At 39.4% G+C, this 26,750-nt stretch carries 19 protein-coding genes; 8 read left to right on the top strand and 11 right to left on the bottom strand.

Translation table 11 applies throughout. From position 1 onward, the window contains the following. Positions 1-120 precede the first annotated feature (120 nt). From ASU03_RS02780 to ASU03_RS02790, 3 genes are all read right to left on the bottom strand, one after another. On the bottom strand, positions 121-3,282 hold the full coding sequence (locus tag ASU03_RS02780; protein WP_057830973.1) for a ligand-binding sensor domain-containing protein: 3,162 nt from the start codon (positions 3,280-3,282) through the stop codon (positions 121-123). A 91-nt stretch (positions 3,283-3,373) separates the two neighbouring features. Beyond that, a complete protein-coding gene (locus ASU03_RS02785; protein WP_057830371.1) occupies positions 3,374-5,092 on the bottom strand; it encodes a S8 family peptidase in 1,719 nt (572 codons plus the stop codon). 289 nt (positions 5,093-5,381) lie between these two features. Continuing rightward, a complete protein-coding gene (locus ASU03_RS02790; RefSeq protein ID WP_057830372.1) occupies positions 5,382-7,220 on the bottom strand; it encodes a S8 family serine peptidase in 1,839 nt (612 codons plus the stop codon). A gap of 465 nt (positions 7,221-7,685) precedes the next feature. Here ASU03_RS02790 and ASU03_RS02795 point away from each other — a divergent pair, with 465 nt between their 5' ends. Then, the gene (locus ASU03_RS02795; protein WP_057830373.1) at positions 7,686-10,064 is read left to right on the top strand and encodes a S8 family serine peptidase; all 2,379 of its coding nucleotides are present in this window, start codon (positions 7,686-7,688) and stop codon (positions 10,062-10,064) included. Positions 10,065-10,284: 220 nt separating this feature from the next. On the opposite strand, the gene ASU03_RS02800 is transcribed toward ASU03_RS02795, so the two are convergent. Both ASU03_RS02800 and ASU03_RS02805 read right to left on the bottom strand, forming a co-directional pair. Next, positions 10,285-12,855 carry an LruC domain-containing protein gene (locus ASU03_RS02800; protein ID WP_057830374.1) on the bottom strand — a complete coding sequence of 857 codons (2,571 nt, stop codon included), beginning with the start codon at positions 12,853-12,855 and terminating at the stop codon, positions 10,285-10,287. Positions 12,856-12,860: 5 nt separating this feature from the next. Beyond that, positions 12,861-13,346, bottom strand: a complete 486-nt coding sequence (locus tag ASU03_RS02805) for a hypothetical protein (RefSeq protein WP_057830375.1) — start codon at positions 13,344-13,346, stop codon at positions 12,861-12,863. A gap of 501 nt (positions 13,347-13,847) precedes the next feature. Between ASU03_RS02805 and ASU03_RS02810 the strand changes: the two genes are divergently transcribed. Then, a complete protein-coding gene (locus ASU03_RS02810) occupies positions 13,848-14,900 on the top strand; it encodes a hypothetical protein (protein ID WP_057830376.1) in 1,053 nt (350 codons plus the stop codon). 77 nt (positions 14,901-14,977) lie between these two features. After that, positions 14,978-16,036: a hypothetical protein gene (locus tag ASU03_RS02815; RefSeq protein WP_057830377.1), complete on the top strand. Its 1,059-nt coding sequence runs from the start codon at positions 14,978-14,980 to the stop codon at positions 16,034-16,036. A gap of 181 nt (positions 16,037-16,217) precedes the next feature. Here the strand turns inward: ASU03_RS02815 and ASU03_RS02820 are convergent, their stop codons facing one another. Continuing rightward, entirely contained in the window at positions 16,218-18,557 is a 2,340-nt protein-coding gene (locus tag ASU03_RS02820) for an aminotransferase class V-fold PLP-dependent enzyme (protein WP_057830378.1), read from the bottom strand. Positions 18,558-18,963: 406 nt separating this feature from the next. Here ASU03_RS02820 and ASU03_RS02825 point away from each other — a divergent pair, with 406 nt between their 5' ends. Further along, positions 18,964-19,530 (top strand): YSC84-related protein, encoded by a 567-nt coding sequence (locus tag ASU03_RS02825; RefSeq protein ID WP_057830379.1) that lies wholly within the window; start codon positions 18,964-18,966, stop codon positions 19,528-19,530. A gap of 369 nt (positions 19,531-19,899) precedes the next feature. Here ASU03_RS02825 and ASU03_RS02830 read toward each other — a convergent pair whose 3' ends face one another. The 3 genes from ASU03_RS02830 to ASU03_RS02840 all read right to left on the bottom strand — a co-directional run bounded on the left by ASU03_RS02830 (position 19,900) and on the right by ASU03_RS02840 (position 22,019). Then, the gene (locus ASU03_RS02830; RefSeq protein WP_057830380.1) at positions 19,900-20,289 is read right to left on the bottom strand and encodes an adenylyltransferase/cytidyltransferase family protein; all 390 of its coding nucleotides are present in this window, start codon (positions 20,287-20,289) and stop codon (positions 19,900-19,902) included. A gap of 270 nt (positions 20,290-20,559) precedes the next feature. Continuing rightward, complete coding sequence (locus ASU03_RS02835) at positions 20,560-21,213, bottom strand: CDP-alcohol phosphatidyltransferase family protein (protein ID WP_057830381.1); 654 nt, start codon at positions 21,211-21,213, stop codon at positions 20,560-20,562. A gap of 524 nt (positions 21,214-21,737) precedes the next feature. Next, positions 21,738-22,019, bottom strand: a complete 282-nt coding sequence (locus ASU03_RS02840) for an LrgB family protein (protein ID WP_057830382.1) — start codon at positions 22,017-22,019, stop codon at positions 21,738-21,740. A 70-nt stretch (positions 22,020-22,089) separates the two neighbouring features. Between ASU03_RS02840 and ASU03_RS02845 the strand changes: the two genes are divergently transcribed. Both ASU03_RS02845 and ASU03_RS02850 read left to right on the top strand, forming a co-directional pair. Continuing rightward, positions 22,090-22,314, top strand: coding sequence for a hypothetical protein (locus ASU03_RS02845; protein ID WP_057830383.1), 225 nt, complete (start codon positions 22,090-22,092; stop codon positions 22,312-22,314). A gap of 13 nt (positions 22,315-22,327) precedes the next feature. After that, a complete protein-coding gene (locus ASU03_RS02850) occupies positions 22,328-22,720 on the top strand; it encodes a VOC family protein (RefSeq protein ID WP_057830384.1) in 393 nt (130 codons plus the stop codon). A gap of 375 nt (positions 22,721-23,095) precedes the next feature. On the opposite strand, the gene ASU03_RS02855 is transcribed toward ASU03_RS02850, so the two are convergent. Beyond that, positions 23,096-23,314, bottom strand: a complete 219-nt coding sequence (locus ASU03_RS02855; RefSeq protein WP_057179744.1) for a hypothetical protein — start codon at positions 23,312-23,314, stop codon at positions 23,096-23,098. A 140-nt stretch (positions 23,315-23,454) separates the two neighbouring features. Here ASU03_RS02855 and ASU03_RS02860 point away from each other — a divergent pair, with 140 nt between their 5' ends. Then, positions 23,455-23,667 carry a hypothetical protein gene (locus ASU03_RS02860; RefSeq protein WP_057179745.1) on the top strand — a complete coding sequence of 71 codons (213 nt, stop codon included), beginning with the start codon at positions 23,455-23,457 and terminating at the stop codon, positions 23,665-23,667. Positions 23,668-23,775: 108 nt separating this feature from the next. On the opposite strand, the gene ppa is transcribed toward ASU03_RS02860, so the two are convergent. Beyond that, the gene (gene ppa / locus ASU03_RS02865; protein ID WP_057830386.1) at positions 23,776-24,306 is read right to left on the bottom strand and encodes an inorganic diphosphatase; all 531 of its coding nucleotides are present in this window, start codon (positions 24,304-24,306) and stop codon (positions 23,776-23,778) included. A 1,335-nt stretch (positions 24,307-25,641) separates the two neighbouring features. Between ppa and ASU03_RS21030 the strand changes: the two genes are divergently transcribed. Then, positions 25,642-26,712, top strand: a complete 1,071-nt coding sequence (locus tag ASU03_RS21030) for a thrombospondin type 3 repeat-containing protein (RefSeq protein ID WP_057830387.1) — start codon at positions 25,642-25,644, stop codon at positions 26,710-26,712. Positions 26,713-26,750 lie beyond the last annotated feature (38 nt).

The raw sequence follows: 26,750 nt of genomic DNA on the forward strand, positions 1-26,750 counted from the left end.
TCATTCATTAGCAAATATAGGGGGAAAAAATTATTGCTAATGTCGCCTTAGCGCACTTAGTTGTCAGTTTGGACTGCGCTTTATTATTTGACGGGTAAGATATAATACAGACTAATCCAACTAGCCCTGCTTTAATTTAACTAACTTGCTTAGCTCGCCAATATCTTGTTGTTGAATGACATCTAAGTAGTTGAAGGGTTGCACCTTAGGCGCATAAAAGCCTAACCAGCTTAATTTGTTATTGTGAGCAACTTTTAGGGCATGTTCGGTAAGAACACTCACTTGATCCCACGACAGTGCCATAGGTTGTTCAAAGTTGAAAGGGTAAAAGGCATAAGCCATGCCTGTTTTGATGTTGCTACCTAATACTTGTTCAAATTGACTGGTTAAGCGAGTTACTAGGTCACGGGTGTTATTATCTTTCTCATAACCAATAATAACAAAGGTATCATCAGCCCATCGAATAACTAAATCATCACTATTGCGGCTATAAAGTAATATGTCTGTAAGATTAACCAATTGGCTATTGCTTACTTGTGCTCTATTTTCTAGTTTTATCATCACCAGAGATAAACGTGGCAGTAAGCTGCGTTGCACGGGCAGAATATTCTCATGAATTTGAGACATTAAGCGGCTAGCTTGCTCGATATAAATATCTAAATAACGACGGCTTTTAACACCCGTCACTTTATCCACAGTAGCGGCATCTTCTAACTGCTGATTAGCCTGCTCAAGCTCAATATTTTTCAAATGAAACTCTTGTGTTTTCTCTTGGATTTGTTGTTCTAAATATTCTTTTTGTTGCTGTTCAACTAGTAGTTTTCGGTTTAAAAAACGCGAATAAGCCAGTAATAACAGTGCAATCAATGCCGCATAAAGTACATACGCCCACCAAGTATTCCATGGCGCGGGTTGTACTACTATATTAAGTGACAGACCAGGCTCACTCCAAATATTATCGCTATTACTCGCAATGATTTGTAGCTGATAACTACCTGAAGGTAAGTTGGTATAAGTGGCGCGTCGTGACTTACCGGCATCAATCCACTCTTCCTCAAAGCCTTTTAAGCGATATTTATAACGCGTTGACTCAGGAGCTGTATAGTTTAAACCGACATATTCGAATGAAATGATTTGATCCGTATATTCTAGCGTCAACTCAGTTAAATCTGATAACGTTGTGCCTAAAGCCATAGGTTCGTTAAGCTTTAAAATATTGGTCAAACGGACCTGTGGTGCATTGAAGTGACTATTTGATTTTTCAGGCGCTATACTGTTAAAACCTTTCCCTGCACCAAAATATAGGGTGTTATTCATTGAGCGAAACACAGAAGAATGGGTGTATTCTAGATCTACTAGGCCATGGCTAAGGTTGAAATGCTTAAAGGTTTTTTCACTCATAGAGTAACGAGAGATTCCTTTGTTAGTACTAAACCAAATATCTCCATAAGCATCTTGAGTAATACCATATATGGTCATGCTTTTCATACCATCTTTAGCACCAAGATGAGTAAATGAAAAGTTATTACTCTGACGATTTTCTCGGCTTAATATACTTAATCCGGCATCTTGAGTACCAAACCACAGGTTTTTGTTATTGTCTAGAAACATGATCCAGGAAAAGTCATCAGAGATACCGTTAGGGTTATTTTCTTCATGACGAAGATGAGTGAATTTTTCCTGCTCAGGGTCAAAACGACTAAGGCCACCACCAAAAGTAGCCAACCAAATAAAACCTTGATCGTCCTCCAGCAACTGTAAAATATTATTACTGCTGGGCCCTTTTTCACTGTTTGACTTATTCTTGATGAAACGTTTAAAAGTGCCATCTGTATTAAGGCGGTTTAGTCCTTGATGGAAAGTAGCAACCCAAATGTTACCGTGGCGATCTTTAATTATATCGGTAACACTATTTGCTGAAATAGAATTTTCATCAGTCATGTCGTGTTGGTAGGTAGTGATTTCATGGCTAATCATATTTACTGCATACAAACCAGATGCCCGAGTACCCACCCAAAGGGTATTGCCATCACTTAATAAGCTCATGATCCTGAGTTCAGTAAAAAAGTGATCGAACTCTATTGGGCTAATTTGTTTATCTATTGTCGATAATTGATAAATACCACCAGTATAGGTACTAAAAATCACTGAGTTTTCATCAAATTGAGTAAAACTGGTAATATTATTATTCTTCAGTTTAGGACTGGTATGAGAACTATACTGGCGAAATGTGGCCATATTAGGATCCCAACGATTAACTCCGGTAAATGTGCCGACCCACATTATGTTATTTGTATCTTCAAAAAACGTTAAAATGTAATCATTACTTAAGCTATAAGGGTTACTCGTTGAGTGGTTATATCGGCTAAAATTATTCGTCGCATAGTTATAGATTGATAAACCATTATCCGTTGCAATCCATATGTGACTGTCAGAATCTTGATAAATTTGAGAAATAGAATTGCTACTAATGGTTGATGGGATGTCGGCATTAAATAAATAGTGAGTAAATTTATCAGCAGAGGGGCTATATTTAATTAAACCATTATCTACTGTGCCTATCCAAATATTTTCATTATCATCCATATATAAGCTGTTAATAAACTTGTTAATATAGTTAGAGGTATTATTGTCGCCAAATTTAATTAACTTAATAAAGTTTCCGTCTAGATCAAAAACAGAAATACCACCACCGTTAGTACCAATCCAAATACGCTGATTTTTAGTTTCAATAATCGACTGTACGGTGTTGTGGCTTAAACTTTCAGGGTTGCCTAATTCTTGTTTTATTCGTGTTATTGACCACTGTTTTTCTTTAGCACTTATGATATTTAAACCATTTTCTGTACCAATCCAAATTTTACCTTCACTATCTTCAAATAAGGCATTAACGGTATTATTGGTCAGAGAAGCTTGCTTAGTGTTAGTGGTAAAGTGTATGAAATCTTGGCTGCTTTCTCTAAAAAGGTTTAGTCCACCGCCAAATGTACCTACCCATAAGCGTTGTTTTTTATCAATAAGAATTTGGCTAATCACATTAGAACTTAATGAATTTGGCAAAGACGCATCATGATGAAAACTTAAAGACTGATGGCCATCAAAACGATCTAATCCTTCAGATGAGCCAAACCATATAAAGCCATCTTTGTCTTGGGCAATAGTTCGTACAAAGTTATACGACATGGGATTATCAATACCAAAATTTTTAAAGCGTTTGACCTCTTGAGCGAAGGCATTGAAGTTCAAGATGACGAATAACAAGAAGAGTAATTTTTTTTTCACAGAAGCCGTTCTTATTAAGGTGTTAAGTACAGGAAATAAGTAAGTAAATAAAAAAGCCACTGTAAAAAACAGTGGCTTCATATTGGGTAAATTATTGAGGCTCTACCCAGTTATTGACATTAATGTTGGCAACTTTATTGCTTTCAAAATTCAACCGCCAGATAAGGGCGTCAGTTTCAAAGTTTAATCGCCAGATAAGTGCATCTGTTTCAAAGTCTAGGCGCCAAATTAATGCATCTGTCGATGCGGTATTATGCCAACCTTGAGTATTTCCAGTATAATTTAAACGCCAAATTAAGGCATTGCCATTTAGCGAATTATCACCTAATCGCCAAACATATTCCTCACCCAGTCCTTCAACATAAAAGTTACCGTCATCATTAATATTAGCAGGTCCATAGAAATGCTTTGCACCTGATAAATCCTGCGCTATATCCAGTGCCTGATTTGCACATCCAGTCGTGGTACTTGCCAATGCATCTTCCGCATTAACCATACCCGAACCTTGTTGGAATACACTATAGGCTAATTTACCCTCAGTAGTCATCGCAGCATGAGCGCTATCCATTAAACGACATTTTACTTCATCAGGGGTAAGAGAGGGGTCTTGTGTTAACATCAGAGCTACGATGCCAGAAACAACGGCAGCAGCTTGAGAGGTGCCCGACATTTCAAAATATTTCCCGCCATCATGGTATTCGGGGTGCTCGGCTACAATTTGGGTATTATAAGCCATCAAACCCGTTAAATGCCCACCTGGAGCTACAATTTCTGGTTTGACAAAACCAGCAGGTGTAGGTCCTGCCGCGCTAAAAGTTGCTAATTTGTCATCGCTTGCATCAGACTCAGTATAATTGTCTGTCATTGCACCTACGGTAATAATATAGGGGACATTCCCTGGTACACCAATAGTCATAGGATCAGGTCCGGTATTACCAGCAGAAGCCACGACAACAATACCTGCTTGCCACGCTTTCATGACTGCCTGGTTTAAAGGATCTTCCCAGTAATAAGAACGTTGCTGACCACCAAAGGACATATTTAACACTCTTAAATTAATCTGATCTTTAATTTTAAGCGCCCAATCAATGCCACGGATAACATCAGCGTAAGTTGCCTTACCTTCAGCATCAAAGGCTTTAATCCCTACCAATGCAGCATTTGGCGCAACACCATAAACTTTTCCGTACACGTCATAGTCGGCATTGCCGGCAATACTGGCGACATGAGTACCATGGCCACTTTCATCATTGCTATAATTACTGAGGGTGTTATTTATCGCGTCATAAGTTCCCCAGAACTTATCTCGACCATACAAATCCGTCGATAAACCTAAGCCTTTAGATGTGCCTTGTAACTGATCTAAGCCGGTATCCAGAAAACCAATGGTTACGCCATCGCCAAAATTTTGTGCTGCATGAGCGGAGGAGGCACCAATCAAGTCATTAACAACGGATTTAGGTTGCCATTTGCGTTTTCCCCAGGCACGACCCCCAGACAATGTTACTTTATGGTTTTTAGTAATAGTAAAATTAAGCTCTTGCTGTAATTGAGCTAGCTGAGCTTGATTTAAATCAACCGCGATGGCATTAATAATAGCGAGTTGATGGGACGGCACTAGGTTCAGCGCTTTGATTTTTTCTTTTAACAACGGGTAATTTGCTGAGCTGATAATATAAGACTCAGTGTAAGACTGAGTTTGAGCATTAGTTGTGCTGTTTACTGAGATACTGATAAGCCAAACTGATAAACTAATAAAGCCTAACAATGATAGTGGTTTGATTATTTTTTTTACTGAGTTGTTCAACATTTTATTCCCCTATGTCCAATACATCTTTAAAAAATTCATCTACATTTTTTAAAGCATTAGGGTGTTCTTGCTTACATCTTGTCGCGTCCATTCTTACTTAAATTACAATAATTACAATTATAAAAAAGAAGTTACAAAAAACACATTGTTACAAAACATAGACTAAACACGGCCCAACCACAATCATTTTTTATTTATAGAACTATCAAAATTAAAAGTTAAAGCGGCTTAAACGAAAATATCCAGCCCACATAATGAGCTGGATATTAAGTACTAAACTCAGTTTAAATTAGAAGTTTACCGTTACTTCAGTTGAACAATTATTGCTACCATCTTCACATATTTTATATGTATATGAACCACCACCTTTACGGTTGATGTTATCAGTATAAGCACCATCATTATCTGTGGTAGTTACCATATTACCGTTTCTAAAAATATCAACAGTTGTGCTGGTAGCGCCTGCCCAAGATAAATCTACCTTTTGACTTCCTTTTTGCTTATAACCGTTAGCCGTTAAAGTGAAATCGCCACCTACTGGAGGAGGAGTTACACCGCCGCCACAACCGTTAGCTGTTAAGTAATCATTAGCAGCTTTTGCTTTTACGATACCGTAACCGAAGTAGTCATCGTGACCTACCGCGCCATTATCTTCTGCCGTTGCTTTTAATGCTTCACGAATTTCTGTACCAGTACAACCGTTATGGTTAGACCAAACTAGAGCCGCCATACCCGATACCGCTGGTGTCGCCATAGAAGTACCGCTCATGAAACCATAATCGCTAGTACCAATGGTCACATCAGCAGTAGTCGCAGCTAATAGCGACGCTCTGTCTTCAAACGTTGCACCCACAGCAGGGATAGATGTTGCGTTGCTATCACCTAGTGTGCCGTATAACATACCCGCTTCATTGTTAATGATAATTGCGCCGATACCACCAGATTGTTCACAGTTTTGTACTTTATCGTGGAAAGAGATATTACCACGGTCAATCATACAGATATTACCGTTTGCACCAGAGTCTGTTGCTTCGGCTGTGCCCATATAATAAGTATTGCCTGCAGCATTACCGGCATTCTCCATTGAAGAAGAAAGAAATGCTACGCCATCAGCAGTCATTGAAGCACTAGTCGCCATGCCTGCAGGATATGTAGATAGTGTATCAACACCACCAGCAGTTACTTCTACACAGATAGCTTCATTGGTTGTTGTAGTACGTTTCTTACCACGGCCTGTAGTTTCATCACAGCTTGGGAATTGTGAGAAGTCGGCAATGTTATTATTGTTGTCGTTTGCGCCAATCATCATTACTGATGGATAACCAGCAGGGAATGAACGCACATCGTTACCATCGTTACCTGCAGCAGCTAAAACTAAGCCACCATTATCAGTAAAGGCTTGAAAGGCATTTTCTTCAGTGCTGTTGGCACCACCACCACCAAGACTCATGCTAATAATGTTAGCGCCAGCTTCTGCACATTTTTCAGCAGCATAAGCTAAATCAGAAGAGTAACCCCAACCATCAGTATTGAATACTTTAACAATGTGCATAGCAACACCAGGAGCCATACCAACAACACCAACGTTATTGTCTGCAGCACCAATAGTACCGGCAACGTGGGTACCGTGAGGACCACCATTTTCATCCCAGTTACCTGTGCCAGAGTCATTATCACCAGTGATATTGTTCCAAACGAAATCTTGGTTAGAGCGATCTAAACCAGAATCAATAATACAAACTTTCATGCCAGCATTAGCATTGAAGCTAACTTGGTCTGCTTGAGATTGTACAACCGCATAAGGCGTTAACTGTTCAGTCATAGCATTACCAACATCATCACTATAGATAGATAGCGGCATACGACGCTGATCTTCTTCAATCATTTGAATATGTGGGTTATTCAGTAAACCTTTTACTTCGCTTAAGCTTTTCCCTGAAAATGATGCCGCAAAAAAACCATTACCATCAACTTTTAAATCAGCACCAAGTTTTTTCGCTAAGGCTTTTACTATGCCTTTTTTGCTTTCATCTACTTTAATAATGTATCTATCATCAGCTGCTTGGGCTGAGAATGCTGCGGTTACTGCTAAGGCTAGAACTGAGGTGGTAAATTTAGAAACTTTCATAGGTATTTAACTCTCTCTTTGATGTTAAGTCGTCTTATTCTTATTATTAATGACGCTAGTTTTATTGTTTAGTTTAACTGTTTAGATGAACTGTCTGTTCTGCTTTTATATGTTGCTCTTGCTATATATATTTGCTTAACTCGGCTCCCTGCCTCTTGCATCAATCGATAGTAACAGCTAGTCAAACTGCCCCTAGTAAAATTACGACAGCTTTTCGTACAAAAACGACATACCAATAACATATTGTTAATTTTCAATACTTTATCTAAATTAAATAAAAGTAACTGTCGGTTTTTTATTAATATCTGTCGATAATTTGCTAGTTAAAAAACGGATAAAGACGCAATCTGATAAGTGTTGGTTTTATGTTAACTATTAACGCAACCCATAAAAATAATGCGCAAGGCATTAGTCAAATCGACTTTTGTCTTAAGCGTAAAATAACAATGATGGAGTTAATGTCAGATGAAAAAAAATAGAAAAATTGCCCTAAGTGCTATCGCCTTATCGGTTTTTACCGCAACCAGTATTGCCAGTAATGCAGCCCCTCAGGCTAAACTTAATAAAGTAAAAGCAGTTGCCACGGTAACTCAATCGGCAACGCTTAGTTTTGCCGAGTGGCAAGCACAGCAAAAGCATAAACGTAATGATTATACCGACCGTTTAATTATTACCTTTAGGGATAAGCACCAAGGTAAAGTTATTCCTCCTGGTCTAGCTAAAAAAATCGGCTTAAATTTAAAACATGTAAAAATCTTAAAAAATAATAGCCATGTAATAGCTCTTGATGACATGCATTCGCTGAAAGATGTGGAAAAATTCATGGAAAAATTACGTAAGCATCCAGCTATTGAATCTATTGAGCCTGATTATCAACGTTTTTTATTTTCACAAAGCCAACCTTGGGGTATAGCTAAGACACAAGCAGATCAATTAGCAGACACAGATGCAGCTAACATGACCGTTTGTATTATTGATTCAGGTTATGAGCAAGCTAACCCTGATTTGAATGCCAATAATGCTTCTGGCACTAATAACTCAGGTACGGGTAACTGGTATCAGCACGGTGGTTCGCACGGCACACATGTAGCAGGTACTATTGCTGGGGTAAATAACAGTGAAGGTGTCGTGGGTATTTTACCTAGCACTAACGTGAATCTGCATATTGTCAAAGTCTTTAACGAAAGTGGTTGGGGTTACTCTGGCGATTTATCTGACGCAGTAGATACTTGTGTAAATAATGGCGCTAAAGTTATCAATATGAGTCTAGGTGGCTCTGGCTCATCAAATGCAGAAAAAAATGCCCTACAAGCTGCGGCTGATACAGGGGTATTGTTAATTGCCGCTTCTGGTAACGATGGTAACTCAACCTTGTCTTACCCGGCATCTTACGACGTGGTCATGGCTGTCGGCGCGTTAGATAATAACAACCAACATGCTGAATTTTCTCAATATACCAGTCAAGTTGAAATATCTGCGCCAGGCGAAGCTATATTATCAACCGTTGCTGGTGATGGCCGTTTAGGTTTTATTACTGTTGGCTCAACCACTTATGGTAATGACAGTGTGGTACCGCAAACACATTACATTCAAAGTGGCGGTAACTATGTGGTTAGCAATGTTGATGGCAGTGCTAACGGTGTCTTAGCCAGTTGTACCATTTCTGCTAGCAGTTATAGCTGTAGTAATGTTAATGGTAACATTTGTTTAGCCGAGCGTAATGATAACCAAAAGGGCAGTAACTATCCTGAAATAAACCCAGCTAAAGCGTGTGCTGATGCCGGTGCCTCTGCGGTTATTGTTTATAGTGACAGTACGCGCCCTGGGTTACAAAATCCTTTCCTTGTTGATGCCAACACTGACGTAACTGTGCCGACAGTGTCTGTTAGTCGTGTTTTAGGCCTGCAACTCATGTCTCAATTAGGCACTAACGCTAGCTTAACGGTCAATGGCTCACAAGATTATGCCTATTACAATGGTACTTCAATGGCTACACCACATGTTACCGGTGTTGCCGCATTGGTGTGGAGCAATAACCCCAATTGTAGTGCCGATGATGTCCGCAGTGCCTTGAAAAACACCGCGATTGACCTAGGTGTAGCAGGTCGTGATGACAAAACAGGTTTTGGTTTAGTGCAAGCAAAAGCTGCCTCAGATGCCTTGGCAGCTAGCTGTGGTGGTGGCACTACACCGCCGCCAATACCACCTACCACAGGTAATGTCCTTGAAAATGGTGTTGCTACAGCTAATCTTGGCTCAAGTACTGAGCTGAGCTTTACTATGGAAGTTCCTGCTGGTGCCACTGAGTTAAACTTCGATATGAGTGGCGGCACGGGTGATGCTGATCTTTACGTTAAATTCGGCTCAGCACCAACCAGTAGCAACTATGATTGTCGTCCATATAAAGGCGGGAACAGTGAAAGTTGTGCTATCGCTAGTGTCCAAGCGGGCACCTACTTTGTTAAAGTCGTTGCTTACTCGACCTTTAGTGGTGTTAGCTTAACCGGTAGCTTTACCGAGCCTAACACTGGTGGTGCTACTGGCGGTAGTGCCTCAGTGACAGACATTAGCGTTGCTCGTCGTGCTTGGGCCTACTACACCATTGATGTGCCTGTAGGCATGGCTACTTTAGACTTTGTCATGAGCGGTGGCAGCGGTGATGCGGATATGTATATTAGACGAGGTTCTCAACCGACTTCTGCTACTTATGACTGTCGTCCATATAAGAGTGGCAACAATGAAGCTTGTGCATTTACCAATCCGGCCGCGGATACTTGGCACATAGGTGTGTATGGTTACTCGGCTGCAAGCGGTGTTCGCTTAGACGTAGCGTATAACCCCTAGGTAAAGTGATTGCTAGGTAAAAAAGTGCCTAGATTAGTAAAACCTTAATACGCGATGCAAGTAATTTGTATCGCGTATCTTTATTTAAATTAGGGGGCACTCTTTGACATATCACTAGCCATTGCCGGTTTGCTTACTGACTATTACTGCTATAACAATAGCTTTTGCATATAAAGGCTGGCATTTAAGTGAGTTACGGACTTAGTGGTAATCTCTGCTATCAAATGTCAGTAACGTCTTCAAAAACAAATTTCGAATTACGTTTACTCTTATACCAACCTTTTTTACTTTTTCCTTTACTTGCCGCCCATTGCAAAATATCAGGGTAGCCATTAGATAGATCTACACGCTCTTTAGTGTGATGCCACTTGGTTGGAATAAGCATAGCCCAAGGTAAATTCCCCTCAGTTTGATAATACCTATCTTGGCTTTTATCTGAGTCATCTTGTCCTTGGCCAAACTTTCTTTTAGAAGCCTTTGTTGAGGGGAAATGGCCAGGAAAGTGTACTTCGATCTGCTCGCCACTAGCTAATACTCTCGAGATGAAACTATTATAGGGTGCCGTGCCTAGCGTTTGAGATGATATAGGGTAATTGAAGTTAATGGTTAAGGTATAAAGATTGCCATTAACCTTAGGGCTACCGGAAAAGGTATTCGACATCTTATATCCTGGAGGCGGTGGTAAGGCATCTGTTATTTTATCTATGATAATAAATAGGGATTGATTACCGTCTGCTATCGGACTTAGCTCGGTTGTTACGCCTTTTAACTGCATGCTCACTTGACCAATATTAGTAATGGGCGTGTTAATGAGTAATCGTAAGGAGTTTTCATAAATGGCACCGCGAGCCACAGGTAGTATTTTAAGAACAATGCGATGAACAAGGCCATTGACCTTATTTTCTTCAACGTTGTAATCAAACACGGCATCATTAAAGTCGTAGTCCCCTGTTAATGGCCACTCATCTTCAAATGCCATGGTGCCAAATTGGTTGTTTGCCGGAGAATATGAGGTGCTGGTGGTTGATATAGTTGGTGTATCATTACTATCCAAGGGCGAGGTTTCATAAAAGTTTACTTCGTTGCCATCACTAAAGCCGTCATTATCACTATCAGGATTATGGGGGTCGGTATTAAATAAATTAAGCTCTTCATTATCGGTTAAACCGTCGCCGTCACTATCCGCGAGCGTTGGGTCGGTATTGGTTTCCAGCAGCTCTTGCTGATCGGATAAGCCATCATGGTCTGAGTCAATTAAAGAGGGATCTGTTTTAGTAACCATGACTTCCTCATAATCACTTGCACCATCGCCATCGGTATCCACCATGGTAGGATCTGAATTATAAATAACTACTTCGTCGAAGTCAGATAAACCATCTTCGTCACTATCCGCCATCAGTGGATTTGATTGATAAATGATCACTTCTTCTTTATCCGTCAAACCATCACCATCGCTATCACTGAGGTTTGGGTCAGTACCTAAAATATTAATTTCATCCCAATCATTCAAGCCATCATTGTCGCTATCGATTGCCTCTGAGTCATAAGCTAGTTGAGTTTGCACTTCGGTGAGTGCTTGCTCTCTTGCTGATGGGCTAGTGTCACGATTCAGGTAATAAAGGTAACTAACACCTTGTGTGTTGCTGGTGACAGTTTTGTTATGTGCACCAATGACTATATAATCCTGTGCAATAGCGATAGCATGGCCAAAATTATCTTGTTGCATAGCATCATCAGGCTCAAAGTTAAATACTTCAGTCCAAACTTCGTTTATATTTTGAAATAGGTAAGTTGAGCCTCTAGCGTTATTTTTATTTTCGGCGCCGATAATTAGGTAATCCCCTGAGATAGCAACACTAGAGCCAAAGTTATCTCCTTGTGCAGCATCATTTGCTATTAGTTTTGCTTGATTACTCCATAACTTACCCGTTCTTTTATAGACATAGACAGCGCCACTTTTTTTATTCTTTTTAATTAAAGGGTCATTTTCTAATTTTGCCCCTAAAACTGCATGATTGTTCGAAATTGCTACGCTGGTGGCAAAACTGGCGCTTTTAGTGATATCGCCACCTTTTAAACTAGCCTGGAGACTCCAAATACCGTCTTCTCGTCGGTAAATATAGGCACTACCTTCATGGGTACGACCATGATCATCATCCCCTATGATGAGGTATTCACCGGATAACCTCAGTGCTGAGCCAAAATGAGCACTTTTAAATGATGAAGCGGGCGTGAAAACGATATCTTCAATCCAGCCGGAATCCGTACTTTTAAAAATATAAACAGTACCCTCATGACTCGCGGAAACACCGGGTGAACCAATCGCTATATAGTTTTGTGAGATACTCAGCGTGCTGGCGAACTTATCATTAGCGGATGAATTTGGACTGATTAATTCAGCTTCTAGTATCCATGAGTCACCTTGGCGTTGATAAATATAGGCAATACCATTGGTACCATTTTGTTTTTTTTCTGCGCCGATAACTAGCTGTTCCCCAGAGAGTGCAACAGTTTTACCAAACTGTTGCACTACCAAGCTGTCAGTATTAGGGCTAAGGCAACTTAATAGGCTCCAGCTTTCACCTGAACGTTGATAGAGGCAAGCTTGCCCTATATCGCCACTTGCGCCAGGAGCTCCTATAACGGCAATATCACCAGAAATAGCGACGGATGAACCAAGTTTTTTATACTCCACGGGGGTTAAATCTAGTGTTATGGCCTGCAGTACTGGGTCTGCATTGGCCGCAAATATGGATAAGCAAGTTAGTATGCTAAGCAACACTATTTTCATCTTAATTACTCCTGAAAAGTATGAGTAAGTAGGTCATGGTTATTGATTTTAACCGTCACTAAGGTTGAAAAGTCATCATTTCTAACCACAATTAAAGCGTTTATTGCGGTGGCCACGGTCAACATGCTTTTATAGCTATTTGATTGATAGATTGTGCCTTGCTCTAGCAAATTTACTGGGGTAATTGAATTGGCATCTATAGTTGAATAAATTGAAATTTTTTCTTGGAACTGCGTTGTTAAAAAATGTAAATCAACAGTGACCATCCTTAGGGTTGCAAAGTTAAAGTTGCCTTCCATGGTGATGCTGTTAAGGGACTCTACTGCTTCTTGCTCTATTTTTATTTGCTCTGCTATGTTGATTGTCATAGTGTTTTCTGGGGGAGCGGGTTGGATTTTTGCAACTTCTTTCTCTTCTTCATCACCGCAGGCATAAAGTAGCGGAACTAAAATAAGAAGAAAAAATACCCATTTATATTGAGATAAAGTCATATTTACTCCTTAAATAAAACTTAGTTTATTATCGTGATAAAGGTTTAAGTTAATAGCATGACTGTAACTTTAACTAACAGAGCAAAGCGCATGCCACAAAATAAAAATAATAGTTTTTACTTTAATAACAGAGTATTAGCTTGTTGTGGCTAACATATTAATATTTTATGAGCACGGCATATTGTCGGTTTTTCAATATGGTTTGCATTTTACGATTGATATTTATCCATGCCAGTTAATAACGAAGCTAGCTTATATTTACTTCACTGCAATAATATTCAGTAATTCGAATTAATCACTCAGAGTAATCTATTGTCTATTTTTTAGTGATGGCTATAACTATTGTTTATTCTGATTATTTCCATTATAAATAATTCGCATCTGGATAAAAAACGAGCGATATTCTATGGTCAATGCAACTGGTCCAACGTCCGATCAGTTTAAATGATAATAATAAAAACATGACGAAATAAAAAAATTATAAAAAAATATGGGGATAATATGAATATAATCAAGATCTCAGCTGCTTTTGTAGCTCTCTGTTTCGCGCTCTACTCAACAGCCGCATACAGCAAAGAATATAAAATAGTGCTTATCCATGGCTTGCAACCACAACAATTAATATCCGACGGTAATGTCAGTGAAAGTGGCCAAAACTATTGGCAAGGTTATTGGGCCGATTTAAGTGATGCCCGTATTGACTGGCCTTCATATGAGCGAATAGAAGAAAAAATCGCTACTGATTATCTTTGGCCAAAGTTAAAAAGTTTTTCTGAAAGTAACTTTTGCTCACCTGGCTGTATCTTTGTCACGCACTCTACCGGTGATTTAGTGGCTCGCTATATTATTGATAACCAAGCGACTTGGTTAGAAAATGCTGGCTTAGCACCACTTAATATCGTTGCTACTTTTGATATTGCCGGTGCTGGCGGTGGCAGTGAACTTGCCGATTTAGCGGTCAGTGTTGCTCAAGCTACCGAAAGCTGGACCTTTATTATAGAGGCGGCTTTAGAAGCCTGGCTGGGTGGTCAACTTAGTGATGAAATGGGGGTACTCCATGACCTAAAAGTCAATAATGCTAGACATTTGTCACCATTACCCGATGCAAGAATACCTCGTTTGCGCTTTGTTGGTGATGCAAGTGAATACTTAGGTGTTACTAGCCTATTCATTCAAGGTCATGATGACGGTGTTGTTGGCAGCCATTCCTCATGTGGTGGTAATCGCCAAGGACATTTTGGTAGTTGTAGTACACAAGTAGCCTTTAACGGTAAAATATCAAATCAAAGCAATGCTGTTTCAGGCTTTATGCCGTATCATTATCCTATGCTTATGGGAGAAGATTATAGCCATGGTTCACTACTTGAGCCAAAGCAGCAAGGTAAAGTTACACCAGCAAGTAACCAGCAAAATATGTTATCGGGTGAGGCTATTCATTTTGATACCTACACTCAAACCAGTGGCTGGTGGCTTTGGAAAAGCAATTATCTTTATGTGCAAAATTCCAAAAATGACAGCATGTCAACGCTGATTTATGACGCGATCCCTAACTAAAAAATATGCATAGCTGTTCATCGTTGCTACTAATATTGGCAAAGGTTAACAGCTGATAAATCAGGAAAAAATGAGTTATGAAAAATACCCAGTTCTTAAAGCGAATGGTGGTGATGAGTATTGTTGTTGTCACTGTTTGGCTTTTTTGGCCATCAATGCCACAACAACAACAACAAATAATGGTGAATGACGCTCTGATAAAAAGACTGCAAATAGAAGCCATAAATCTGCCAGCAGCCGCCGTTCAGAAAAAAACTACGCTTGCGCTAACGCCAGAAAAAATAACCTTAAGCGATTCGGCAACATTAGTCGCTAAAGTGTATGCCGCGACATTAAAATTTCCAATATACTCTCAACCGCTGACCGATAAAGATTTTGACCGTTTGCAACCAAACCATTTCAATCCACAATCGATTCCTGTTGATGATGCTGGCAGTCAAGTCACTGCTGCCTTATCACAATATCGTTACACCTATCCTGAGCCTGTTTTCGCGACCCTTACCGGCGTAAATATCGATAATGCCGAGCTTCAGCTCGTTGACATAGCTACTGGCAAGGTGTTGTTAACCAGTAAGTTTGAACAGGATGAAGATAACTGGTATGCACAATTTGAAGGTAGGCGAAACTTGCCAAGGCAACTGCAAGTTACCATAACAGCATTGATTAATGGTAAGTATATTACTATTGCTCTGGCACTCAAGTATGTTGATTCAATCGCCACACTCGAAGGGTTCAATGCACCATTTCATCAAGATGCAGATATGGTGCTGCAAGCCAACTTAACCACAAGAGAGCAAGGTCTTTATAGAATACGCGCAAACTTATTTGATGCCAACAATCAACCTATCGCCCACTTAGTTGCTAAAGAAAAGCTTAGTAAAGGCAGTAGTCATATAAACCTAAAAGTTCATCAATCAGTATTAAAAGGCAAACAAGCGCCATTCTATTTAGCTACTTTCTCAATCGAGTTAATGTCGCCAGCAGCCGGTAAACCGACAAAATATGGCAACAGCGCGATTAAGAAATATGAAATTAAAGATTTTGCAATATCTAGCTTAAGTGATATTCCTTATCAACCTTCTGCTCAGGAAAAACAACGATTGCAGCTATTGCAGAATATGGCGGCGGGGAGGTAAATAAATGAAATTTGGTGATATTAATGAAAACTAAGTTTGCTCAATTTACTCAAACTTAGTTTGCCATAATATTTAAAGGGGGCTAAGGCAGCCAAACATTGCTGCTTTAGTCAATACAGCTTGCTCGGCAAGGCTCAAGTCACTTGGATTGTCATGGTAACAATGGTCTTTGCATGAGCGACTAATATTGATGAAAAGCGTAACCACCGGTTAAATGCCCAACTTGTTCAAAGCCCAGACGCCCTAATGCCTGCGCGGCCAAATGAGAGCGACTACCACTGCGACAAATCAGTACCAATGGTACTTGTTTATCATCTTGGTGCTCTTGCACAAACTGCACTAGTCGAGTTAAAGGTACATTGTAGGTGAACTTTTCATCGTGTTGTAGTGCGTATTCGTGAGGCTCACGGATATCAATTAACTTAATCGTATTCGAGAGTTTCATTGCCTCAGTTAAGCTGGCGCTATCATATTCACGCACAGAAACTTTATCTCCAGCACAGATCAAAGCACCACACATAATTTCACTGCCAGTTTGGTCGGTAATATGGGCATCCAGGATGACTTTTTTCTGGCTAAATTCTTCGCAATTTATCTTATTGTTAAGTACATCGCTAAGTAGCGGGTTACGTGACATTTCCGCGGCCATGTTGGTGGTAAATTCATTGTTATAATCGTGACTAGGGCAAATAAGACTCTTTGTACCGATAAGGGTATTTAACAATTGTAAACTGGTAAACATCGCGGCGGCACTACTGGTGTCGAAGTTTGTGCGGCCAAGGCTGTTCATTAAAATTAAGTCACCGCAAAAAGCATAGAGCACAACTAATTTATCGCTTGAATCAGTAACTGGCTCGCATAGTAATAAGCTTATGCTGTCCTCGGTATGCCCAGGTGTAGCGACTTTAAGCAACCACTTATCGCCCAGCGTGAGGTACTGGTATTCATTACCATTAATGTTTGTTGTTGGCGTGTTTTCTGGCCAGCCTAGTGTGTCAGCTTGTTGCTCGGCTAAGCACGCTTTGGCGATACTGGCACGACAAGAGACATGATCGGCATGGCCATGGCTATCAATAATAGCGACTAACGTAAGGCCTTGACAAGTCAGCATGGTTTGCAAGCGATCGGCTACTTCCGGTAAGGGATCGATAACGAGTGCTGACTTGGTTTTGTGATCGACATATAGCCAGCTACAACTGCCCGCTACTTTGAATTGCACTAAACCCTCTAATGCCTTGTTATCGGTTATTACCTTGCTACCCATGGTCTTTATGTCAATGCTATTGGTATCAATAGTCAGGCAACTTTGCCGTAATGCTTGCGCCACAGAGACAATTCGACTACAGGTCTGGTCAACTAGCTCTTGCGTCATGGCGGGTCCAAACGACATTCTAATTGCCGCCTCACTTTGCCAGGAGGGCAGCCCCATTGCATCTAAGACAAAACTGCGCGTTACCTTAGAGCTACAAGCTGATCCTGAACTAACTCGGACATTGGCTGCATCAAATAAATCCATAATTTCTTTCGAGCTAAAGCCAGGGATAGCGAAATTAATGGTGGTTGGCACTGAGTTTTCAAAACTATGATTAAAAACGATATTAGGGAATGCTTGAATCAATGTTGCCACTATCTGTTGATGGAATAAGTGCAGCGATTTCACTGGCGTAAAGCTATGTTCACTTTCGCCGGTGAGCATATCAAATATAACGCTTAAGGCCGCTAACCCAGGTAAATTTTCCGTGCCCGAGCGTAAGCCGCCTTCTTGGCCCCCACCAGCAATAACGGGCGTGAATGGCGCGTTGTCTTTAATATAGATAAAACCTATGCCTTTAGGCGCATAAAGTTTGTGGCCACTAAAGGGCGCATAATCAATACTGGTTTGCGCTAAATTCAAGTCTTGTTTACCTAAAGCTTGCACACAATCTACCATCCAAGCAATATTGGTATTATTAGCACGTATGGTTTTGTCTAATAGGTTAAGGTCTTGATAGACCCCCGTTTCGTTGTTAACGGCCATGGTACAAATCATCAGGGCGTTAGGGACTTCTTTAGCGATAAAATCCATATCAAGGCGGCCCATTTTATCTACCGGGATTGCTGTCACTTCGGCGTTAATCTCAAGAATTTCATTCCAATGCTTGAGTGACTCTGGTACCGCCTTATGCTCGGTGGCACCGTACAAAAGACAATATTTTTTACTTCTGTTAGCGGTTATCTCAAGGGTCTTTTTGGCCGCAATCAAGGCGGATAGAATTGCTGTTTGAATCCCTTCGGTAGCGCCACTGGTAAATATAATTTCACCCTCGCCAGCACCAACAATCTGTTTAGCTTGTTGCCTTGCTTTTACCATTATTTGCTGCGCTTGCAGGCCGGTAATATGACTACTGCTTGGATTGCCAAAAAAAGTTTCCATGGTGGCTAAAGCTGCCGCCGCTGCTTGCGGTAAAACTTGCGTGGTCGCATTGGCATCAAGATAAATTAAGCTCAGTGGTTGTTTTACATTGGTAGGTAAATTAGTCATAAAATTCTCTGGAGTTATGCAGTTAGCTTTCACTGCTTACTAGTCGACTTAACGGTGGCGTTGATAGAGAAATTATTTCACGTATTGCTTGGTATATTTTTGCTTACTTAACCTTAATAGAGTAATAATTTGGTGTTCTATTTTGATTTATATCAATAAAGGGGAAAACAATTCCTAAAGACCTTAAAGTGAAGGGTAGTCAGTCTAACTAAATGCTTATTTAGGAAATTGAATTCCCAAAGCGAATTATGTTATAGCGACTTTAACCGTAACAAATTTATAAACAATTTAGCGTGTTTAGTACTTGGGTAAATGATAAAAACAGTCATGCAATGGCTATAACATTGGTTCGTTTTTAGTGATCTAGTAACGGGCTTTTATAAAATTTTAATACTATGGAGAAAATATGAAAAAATTACTTTTATCGTTAATCACTGTGCTCGTTTTAGTTGTGGGCTTTACTGTGCAAGCAGATGACTACAGTCAAACTATTGATAATTTCAAATCATCACCAGCGACTAAAGACTTTTTTAGCAAGGCTTACGGCTATGCGGTTTATCCCACTATTGCTAAGGCAGGGATAGGTATTGGGGCTGCTCATGGTAAGGGTCTAGTTTATTTGCATCATAAAAAGGTCGGAAAAAGTAGTATGACGCAACTATCTATTGGTTTTCAATTAGGTGGTCAGGTATATAGTCAAATAGTGTTCTTCCAAGATAAACGTTCATTTGATGAGTTTACTTCCGGAAATTTTGAATTTTCTGCCAATGCTTCAGCGGTCGCCTTAACAGCGGCGGCTCAAGCGCAAGTAGGCTCTTCAGGGATAAGCTCAAGCAAAGGTGCTGATTCGAGTTCGACTAAACAAAACAAAGCTATCTATCACAAAGGCATGGCGGTGATGACTTTAACAAAAGGCGGCTTTATGTATGAAGCGGTATTAGCAGGGCAAAAATATAGTTATATAGCGCTGTAATTTTTATCTTTAATAGACATGCCAACGGCTAAAAGCTGAGGTATGCACTTTGTTTATGGCTCAAGAGGTATTATTTATGAAGCCACCGGCAGTACCTTGTAACAACTCAATGGCAGCGGCTCAACTTTACCCTGAGCCATTGAGGTCATAACGTTGGCCTGAGCGAGAAATTAATTAGCTTAGTAAGCACCACATTATTGATTTTTTGATATAAAAAAACAGTCCATAAGGGACTGTTTTTAGGCAGACTGTGCATCAAAGGGAGTAAAAACTCCGCTTACTGCGTATAAGCCCGTTACCATTCAAAGTGCTCAAGCACTCTGAAACATGCATATTGAATGGTAACGGGTATAAGCCGCTTTAAAGGGATTAATCTTTAAGTTTTTTTATGATTGATGATGAATCAATTAGAGGGTTTCTCGGTACATAGCGCATAATACCCATTTTGTGCGGTAACTTGTACATATGTTCCATGTTATCACCGGCAACATGAATATCAATCTTATGTTTTTGGTAAAAACTTGCATCATTATCCGGGGTAAGTGGGGCAACAATTACCTCATCAACACCCTTAATGTTCCGAATTATTTCACAGCGTTGTTCACAAGAAATAATAGGTGAACGCTTATAAGATTTAACGTCTTCGTCTGAATGTACGCCAACAATAAGGTAGTCGCCAAACTCTTTTGCTTTTTGTATAACCGATAAATGTCCTACGTGAAACAAATCAAATACGCCACTGGTATATACTCTTTTCATCTTTATTACTCCTATACATATCGAACATATAACAGATATTTTTGCTATATGTTTTATTAAAATCGTCCGCGCTGCAAACTCACTCTGTGGTGAAAATGTCGGGGGATAGCGAATAGTTCGCTGTTAAAGATCCATCTCAGTACCTAAACCGTGTTTACTAACTACGGTAACTAAGGGTACTTATTTATTGAATAGCTATGGCTTTAGGCACCACGCATCATTATCCTTACCTGAGTGATAGTTAAAAATTATCACTCAGGTGCAAATATTCTAGACTAGTAACCGGCCATAAGCCACAGTGATAAATAAAGTGTATAGAGCAAGAACATAATACCAACTACCACTGAGTTTTGGTGTTCTTATCGAGGCTACATTGAGAGCGGCTATTACCAGGATGGTAATATAAAGGACGATAGTGAACGCCGAAGTCGTGATAAAACTCTCTAACAGAAAAACAAAAACAAGAATGATAGCATTATTATCAGAGGCAAGACCTTGATAGGTCGATTTTCCATCTAAGCCATAAACATTAAAATAACTTAGTCGTAAGACACAAGCGGCAACAATAATAAAAGCACCGGGGAAAAATATAGGATCATAATTGCCATAGCTCAATAAGATAACGGCCGGGCAAACTCCAAAGCTGACAAGGTCGATGAGTGAATCTACTTGTCCACCCACTTGACCTTGTTTAGCCGTTCTATTCTTCATTTTTCGAGCAATTTTACCATCATTCCAATCAAAAAATACTGCCCAAATTAATCCTATCATCGCGGCAGGGTATATGCCGATCAAGGCAAAGTATAGTGCTAATAATGCTGAAAAAAGACCAACCAAAGAACAAATGTTAGGTAAGTCAAAGGCAAGTGATAATATCGAAGGAGGTGTTGTCGACGGATTACTATCTGTTTTTACTGATGGCATGAATCACTCTCATTGTGAATTAATAATATTTTTGGGATATTTAATCTAAAGAGTGAACAACTAGTGGGTATTGTTATCGATACGAGTTTTTTAATGCAGTTAATTTTCTTACGGGAAGTTTTTATAACATTAAATTACTTTGTCTATAAAATATTTGTCATCAATAGATAATTTGGCATGAATATAGCATATTTTTCATACTCAATCTTGTTTATTTCTACTTATCTTTATATTAGCTAAGATAAAAAGGTAGCTATCATTCTCGTTTTTTTACTAATTATTCTGTAAGTAAATGTTTATATTATATTTTAGTATATTCGGCGACATGAGATAAAGCCTGCTTTGACTTAAAGGTAATATTTATGGCAAATATTACCCACTAATACCATTCAGCATAAAGAACTCTCGCTAAGTGATCACTTTCTTATACTGATTGCTATAAAGTATTCACTACGCACTAGGCCAATTGAGCTATTTATCCACGGGCTAGTCGAGTTTTGTTGTTTTTGATGGTAATAGGCTTATTAAAGCATTGAAAATAAAACAATAACGACAGTTGTTAATAAGCCGTTTAAGCACATAGCTAATACTGAAAATGCGGCACATTGCTCACTAATTTGTACCGCAGAGGATGTTCCTATAGCGTGTGAGGCAATACCCAGTGATAAGCCCTTACTTATATCGTGTTTTATTGCTAGCAAGGAAAATAGTGGCGTTGCTAATGCGGCGCCAATAATGCCACCAACGAGCTTAGTAATATCAATAGCAATAGGCGAGGAATAAATTGGGTGTTGAGTAAGTGCCACTTATTCATAGTTCAGGTTATCTGGCTATACTAAGGTTAGTCGTTAATTAATTGCTAAATAGGATGCTACTATGCATGTACAACTTCTAGTAACACAAACTGATTTTTGTTTGCCTAACCTTATGCGTGAACTTGAAGATGTCGGCATAAATTATAGTGTTGAATATATTGAAGATAATCCTGAATTAGTTGCCAGTCACCATATACGACATTCACCCAATATACTGATTAATGGCAGCTTGATCTTTAGATCTCAGCCGAGCATAGGAGAGCTGCGGACATTCTTTTTGGGTTAATGGTGTAATTATTATGGCTTGTTTAACTCATATTGCTTTGCATGTTAAAGATGTAGCTAGTTGTGTCACTTTCTACCAAGACTATGCCGACATGCAGTTAGTACGCGATCGACACGTTAATGGTAAACACATTATTTGGTTAGCTGAGCCAGGTAAAGCCGCGCAATTTATTTTTGTCATATTACCTGATGGACCAGGACATCAACAATCCTCAATGGATTTTTCTCATTTTGGTTTTGCCTTGGCAAGTCAGCAACAAGTAGATGCGATAGCTTATAAAGCTGAAAAAGAGGGCCGACTATTGTGGCCGGTAAGGCAAGAGCCATACCCTGTTGGCTATTATTGTGGTGTGTTAGATCCTGATGGTAATCGAGTAGAGTTTAGTTATGGTCAGCCATTAGGATAGCCTTGCTTCATTTTGTTAAGCAAAGCGTTAAATCCCTTCGGCTGTATATTTTTCGGAGTGTTAGATCCTGATGGCAATAGAGTAGAGTTTAGTTATGGTCAGCCATTAGAATAGCCTTGCTTCATTTTGTTAAGCAGAGCGTTAAATCCTTTCGGTAGTATATTATTGTGGAGTGTTAGATCCTGATGGTAATCGAGTAGAGTTTAGTTATGGTCAGCCATTAGGATAGGCTTGCTTCATTTTGTTAAGCAAAGCGTTAAATCCTTTCGGCTGTATATTTCTGCGGTGTGTTAGATCCTGATGGCAATAGAGTAAAGTTTAGTTATGGTCAGCCATTAGGATAGCCTCTTCACTTTGCCAATATAGAGATAAACTCTACAGGGTGTAAACCTCTGAGTCTGAACGTTTATGCATTTCGCCTCGATTAAGCAAGCCATCTACAGCCGTTTGTACTTGGGCAATATTGTGGAGATATTTTTCATTGCTAAGCCATTGATTACAAATCCCTTGAACCGATGCTGAAGCATTAGGGTGGGCTGAAAGGTAATTGATAATACCCGTTTGAATTTCACTGTGAATGTCTTTCATTTTCATTATGAGTGCCCTTAATGTATCGTGTTTCATATACAAGCTTAGTGTATTATGGACTTTTTTTCCTGCCCTGATCTTAGTGAAAATATACACTCTTATTATTGTTTTTTCACTTAAGCGACTATTATTAAATGGGGGGCTCTATGAAATATGACCGAAATAAAATAGAGATTGGCCATTATTTGTCTAAGACCAATATTCATTTACGTGATGACAATGTGAAAATAGCTTTTGGTGATGAATTTGATATAACCGATGTGTTAAAAAACAATCAAGTTGAAATTTTATATCATCATAAAAACTACACTTTTGATAAGGATATTTTAGAGAACGCTATTATTGCCTTAAGTCACTAGCTGCTTTAAGCCACTAGCTGCTTGAAGTCACTGGCGAGTTGATCATTTCTGAGGCTGACTAGTTCCATGGATGGTTATGGCTAAATTTCACCAAGGTTTTATAGCGCTTTATTTAGCTAATGCTCTGTCATAACTCGTGAGTATTTCTTTACGGGCATGTTCAATGCCTTGCCAGCCTTCTATTTTTACCCATTTGTTTTCTTCAAGATCTTTATAACATTCGAAAAACAAAGTGATTTGTGCCGTTAATAGTTTAGGTAAGTCGCCAACATCGCCTATATTTTCGTATTCACTACTAAGGGTATTATGGGGCACAGCAATTATCTTGGCATCTTCACCCGATTCATCCGTCATTTTTAATACCGCTACCGGGCGACAACGAATCACACAACCTGGCTGTAAAGGGAAGGGCGTAGGCACTAAAACATCAAGAGGGTCGCCATCGAGTGACAGGGTATGATTTATATAACCATAGTTACAAGGGTTATACATAGGTGCCGACATAAACCGGTCGACAAACAATACGCCAGTATCTTTGTCTACTTCATATTTTATTGGTAAGGCATTAGCGGATATTTCAATAATGACATTAATATCATCAGGCAACTGCCTCCCTGCGGGCACAGTATTTAAACTCATATTTATCACCTATTATTCAGTTAAAAAGAAACTTAATAAGTAAAATAATAGCCTACAATTGGCCGCTGCATACACCCTAGTCATTGTAAATAGCCAGACACTAATCAAATAAAAAACAGTTATTGTTGAAATTTATTGTGGATAGCCACTGTTTTCATTTTATGACAGTGACATCCCATTGATAAATTTAAATTAACTCGAACTAGATATCAATAAATAACATTTGCTCTGTTGCCACTTACTTTGTTCTACCTTATTTAGAGTTATTTGTTTAATTACCATGCAAATTCAGTGGTTTACTCGGACATTTCCGACTAAAGCCATGCCCGTTTTTGCCTGTTAACTAGGCATTAACTGTTCCATAAGTTGCCAATAGAGTAATACAATCTATTGGGCGAGTTTAGGAAAGAAAACAGTCTATAAGTCAATGCTAGCCTATGTTGTTTAGTCTGATGGAACTTGCCATACTTTTGTGAATTTTCTTTCATCCACATAATATGAGTCACCTGTGGTTTTTGAAAAACACTTTCTGAACTACAAACTGTCTAGTGGAATCTGAGAGTCAACTTTTACCACATAGCTGACATTCTTTAGGTACTTAAAAAGCGACGAATAAATAGCTAAGCAATAACCTATAAAGCCCTATCCGACGAAAGTCGCTAGGGATTTTTCATCTTTTAGCTTTATTTTTAATCATCATGTTTTCGGCTGACTCAGCAATATTAAAGCTTGCCTTGGGCGTTAAGCGGCAGTAATTATTTGATAGTGTCAGTTTTTTTTACAGTGTATTTTGCTTAAGTAAGGGGATTATTGTATTACATTCCATCTCTAAACTCACAGGTGAAATTTTTTGCTCAGCAAAGTGCGGAGAAAACAGTATTTCGCTTGCTTCGCTACGCTCTAGCTAGAAAGAAGAGTAACCATGCCGTAAATAATGGTCATATGAAATATATGATTAAGCTTAAAATTAAACTATCGAATAATTTTACACTTTTAACTTTACATCATCTGTCAATTATTGCTTGCTAAGTTAACAACATGAAAATTCTTGTGAATATGATTATTGCACAAATTATGCCTGAAATTATGAATAAAATTTAGCTGCTATTTTATTTTTCTTTACATTGCTTGGTATGGTGAATCTATTCATATTTGTACTTAATTAACATAGAAAGTTATTTAACCAAAGACATTAGCAGCGAGTATGAAATAACAGGTTGCACGGTGATAACATTAAACATTAATGCTTAATGCTTAATGTTTAATGGTAAAAAGTATATTGAAAATCCGTAAGTGCCTGTTTAATGATATTTAACTCTAAACTGGCGATTTAATATGAAAAAATTCACTATGTTTTCTATATTTGCAGTTGTCATTAGCTTGATTGCAAATTCTTTTTTTTCCGCACCTCCTGCGGGTAAAGGAAAAAACAAAAATGTGGCCATTACCGTGTTTGGAGACTCGCCAGTTGCCTGCGAGACAGGCACTGTTGTCGCAACAGTAGACGGAACTATTATGGTCGGCTCAACTATGCCTCAGTGTTATAAATACTCCCTTATGATTCCGTCTGGATATAAAATGGGTACAAAAATTTTAGAGCAACTGACTTCTACTTTTAATCTCTCACCGGGCGCCGAAGACGCTGCGACACCATCGATTACAGGTTGTCCTGATGATGCTGGATTTGTGTGCGACGCCGTAACAAGCTCTAATAGCGCGATTTGCAAAGTTTATACCTCACGTCCCGATAGTGCCGTTAAACTAATTAGCGGTAATAGCGGTAATAGTGGCAATATACCCGCCCATCAGGATGAACTGGTCGTTATCTCTGTATTGGAAACTGGAATTGGCTGTGACGTAACCATCTATGCCATTACCGATGGTGCTCAGGAGGGATTCTATGAGGATGAAGACGAGACTGGTTATGACTTGTTCCTACCCACCAGCTGCACGCCACTACGCATGCATACCCGCTATGATATCGATGGCGATGGTATGGCTGAATTAGCAGGAGATACTAATAATGATGGATCCGTAGATGAGTTAGACAAATTAGTCGGCATTATAGCCAATGGCGCTGGTTTACCTTTTGTTGAGTATATCCCACTGACTACTGGCAGCCGCGTTTTCCCTGATACTACTTTCTTGCACCTCACTGGCGGAAACAGAAACGGAACCGGTGGCTTTGCTATGTTCCGTTCTTTGCAGTTACAACCCATCGGATGTGATACTGATGGAGATGGCCTGACAGACGCTGAGGAAAGGGTGTTAGAGACAGACCCATTGAATCCTGACACCGATGATGACGGCCTGTCAGATGGTGAAGAAGTCAATAATGGTACAGATCCGAATGATAGCGAGGATCCATGCGACGAGAATCCGATACCTGGGTGTATTTTTTTATAGCCAGAGATAATCTGTCGGCTAAAGCAGGTTAACAACAG

It is taken from the genome of Colwellia sp. TT2012 (assembly GCF_001440345.1).
GTDB lineage: Bacteria > Pseudomonadota > Gammaproteobacteria > Enterobacterales > Alteromonadaceae > Colwellia.

Bases quoted from the DNA above. Each gene is read 5' to 3' on its own strand.
- ASU03_RS02785 (WP_057830371.1), bottom strand. From the start codon at position 5,092: ATGTTGAACAACTCAGTAAAAAAAATAATCAAACCACTATCATTGTTA.
- ASU03_RS02790 (WP_057830372.1), bottom strand. From the start codon at position 7,220: ATGAAAGTTTCTAAATTTACCACCTCAGTTCTAGCCTTAGCAGTAACC.
- ASU03_RS02795 (WP_057830373.1), top strand. From the start codon at position 7,686: ATGAAAAAAAATAGAAAAATTGCCCTAAGTGCTATCGCCTTATCGGTT.
- ASU03_RS02800 (WP_057830374.1), bottom strand. From the start codon at position 12,855: ATGAAAATAGTGTTGCTTAGCATACTAACTTGCTTATCCATATTTGCG.
- ASU03_RS02805 (WP_057830375.1), bottom strand. From the start codon at position 13,346: ATGACTTTATCTCAATATAAATGGGTATTTTTTCTTCTTATTTTAGTT.
- ASU03_RS02810 (WP_057830376.1), top strand. From the start codon at position 13,848: ATGAATATAATCAAGATCTCAGCTGCTTTTGTAGCTCTCTGTTTCGCG.
- ASU03_RS02815 (WP_057830377.1), top strand. From the start codon at position 14,978: ATGAAAAATACCCAGTTCTTAAAGCGAATGGTGGTGATGAGTATTGTT.
- ASU03_RS02820 (WP_057830378.1), bottom strand. From the start codon at position 18,557: ATGACTAATTTACCTACCAATGTAAAACAACCACTGAGCTTAATTTAT.
- ASU03_RS02825 (WP_057830379.1), top strand. From the start codon at position 18,964: ATGAAAAAATTACTTTTATCGTTAATCACTGTGCTCGTTTTAGTTGTG.
- ASU03_RS02830 (WP_057830380.1), bottom strand. From the start codon at position 20,289: ATGAAAAGAGTATATACCAGTGGCGTATTTGATTTGTTTCACGTAGGA.
- ASU03_RS02835 (WP_057830381.1), bottom strand. From the start codon at position 21,213: ATGCCATCAGTAAAAACAGATAGTAATCCGTCGACAACACCTCCTTCG.
- ASU03_RS02845 (WP_057830383.1), top strand. From the start codon at position 22,090: ATGCATGTACAACTTCTAGTAACACAAACTGATTTTTGTTTGCCTAAC.
- ASU03_RS02850 (WP_057830384.1), top strand. From the start codon at position 22,328: ATGGCTTGTTTAACTCATATTGCTTTGCATGTTAAAGATGTAGCTAGT.
- ASU03_RS02855 (WP_057179744.1), bottom strand. From the start codon at position 23,314: ATGAAAATGAAAGACATTCACAGTGAAATTCAAACGGGTATTATCAAT.
- ASU03_RS02860 (WP_057179745.1), top strand. From the start codon at position 23,455: ATGAAATATGACCGAAATAAAATAGAGATTGGCCATTATTTGTCTAAG.
- ppa (WP_057830386.1), bottom strand. From the start codon at position 24,306: ATGAGTTTAAATACTGTGCCCGCAGGGAGGCAGTTGCCTGATGATATT.
- ASU03_RS21030 (WP_057830387.1), top strand. From the start codon at position 25,642: ATGAAAAAATTCACTATGTTTTCTATATTTGCAGTTGTCATTAGCTTG.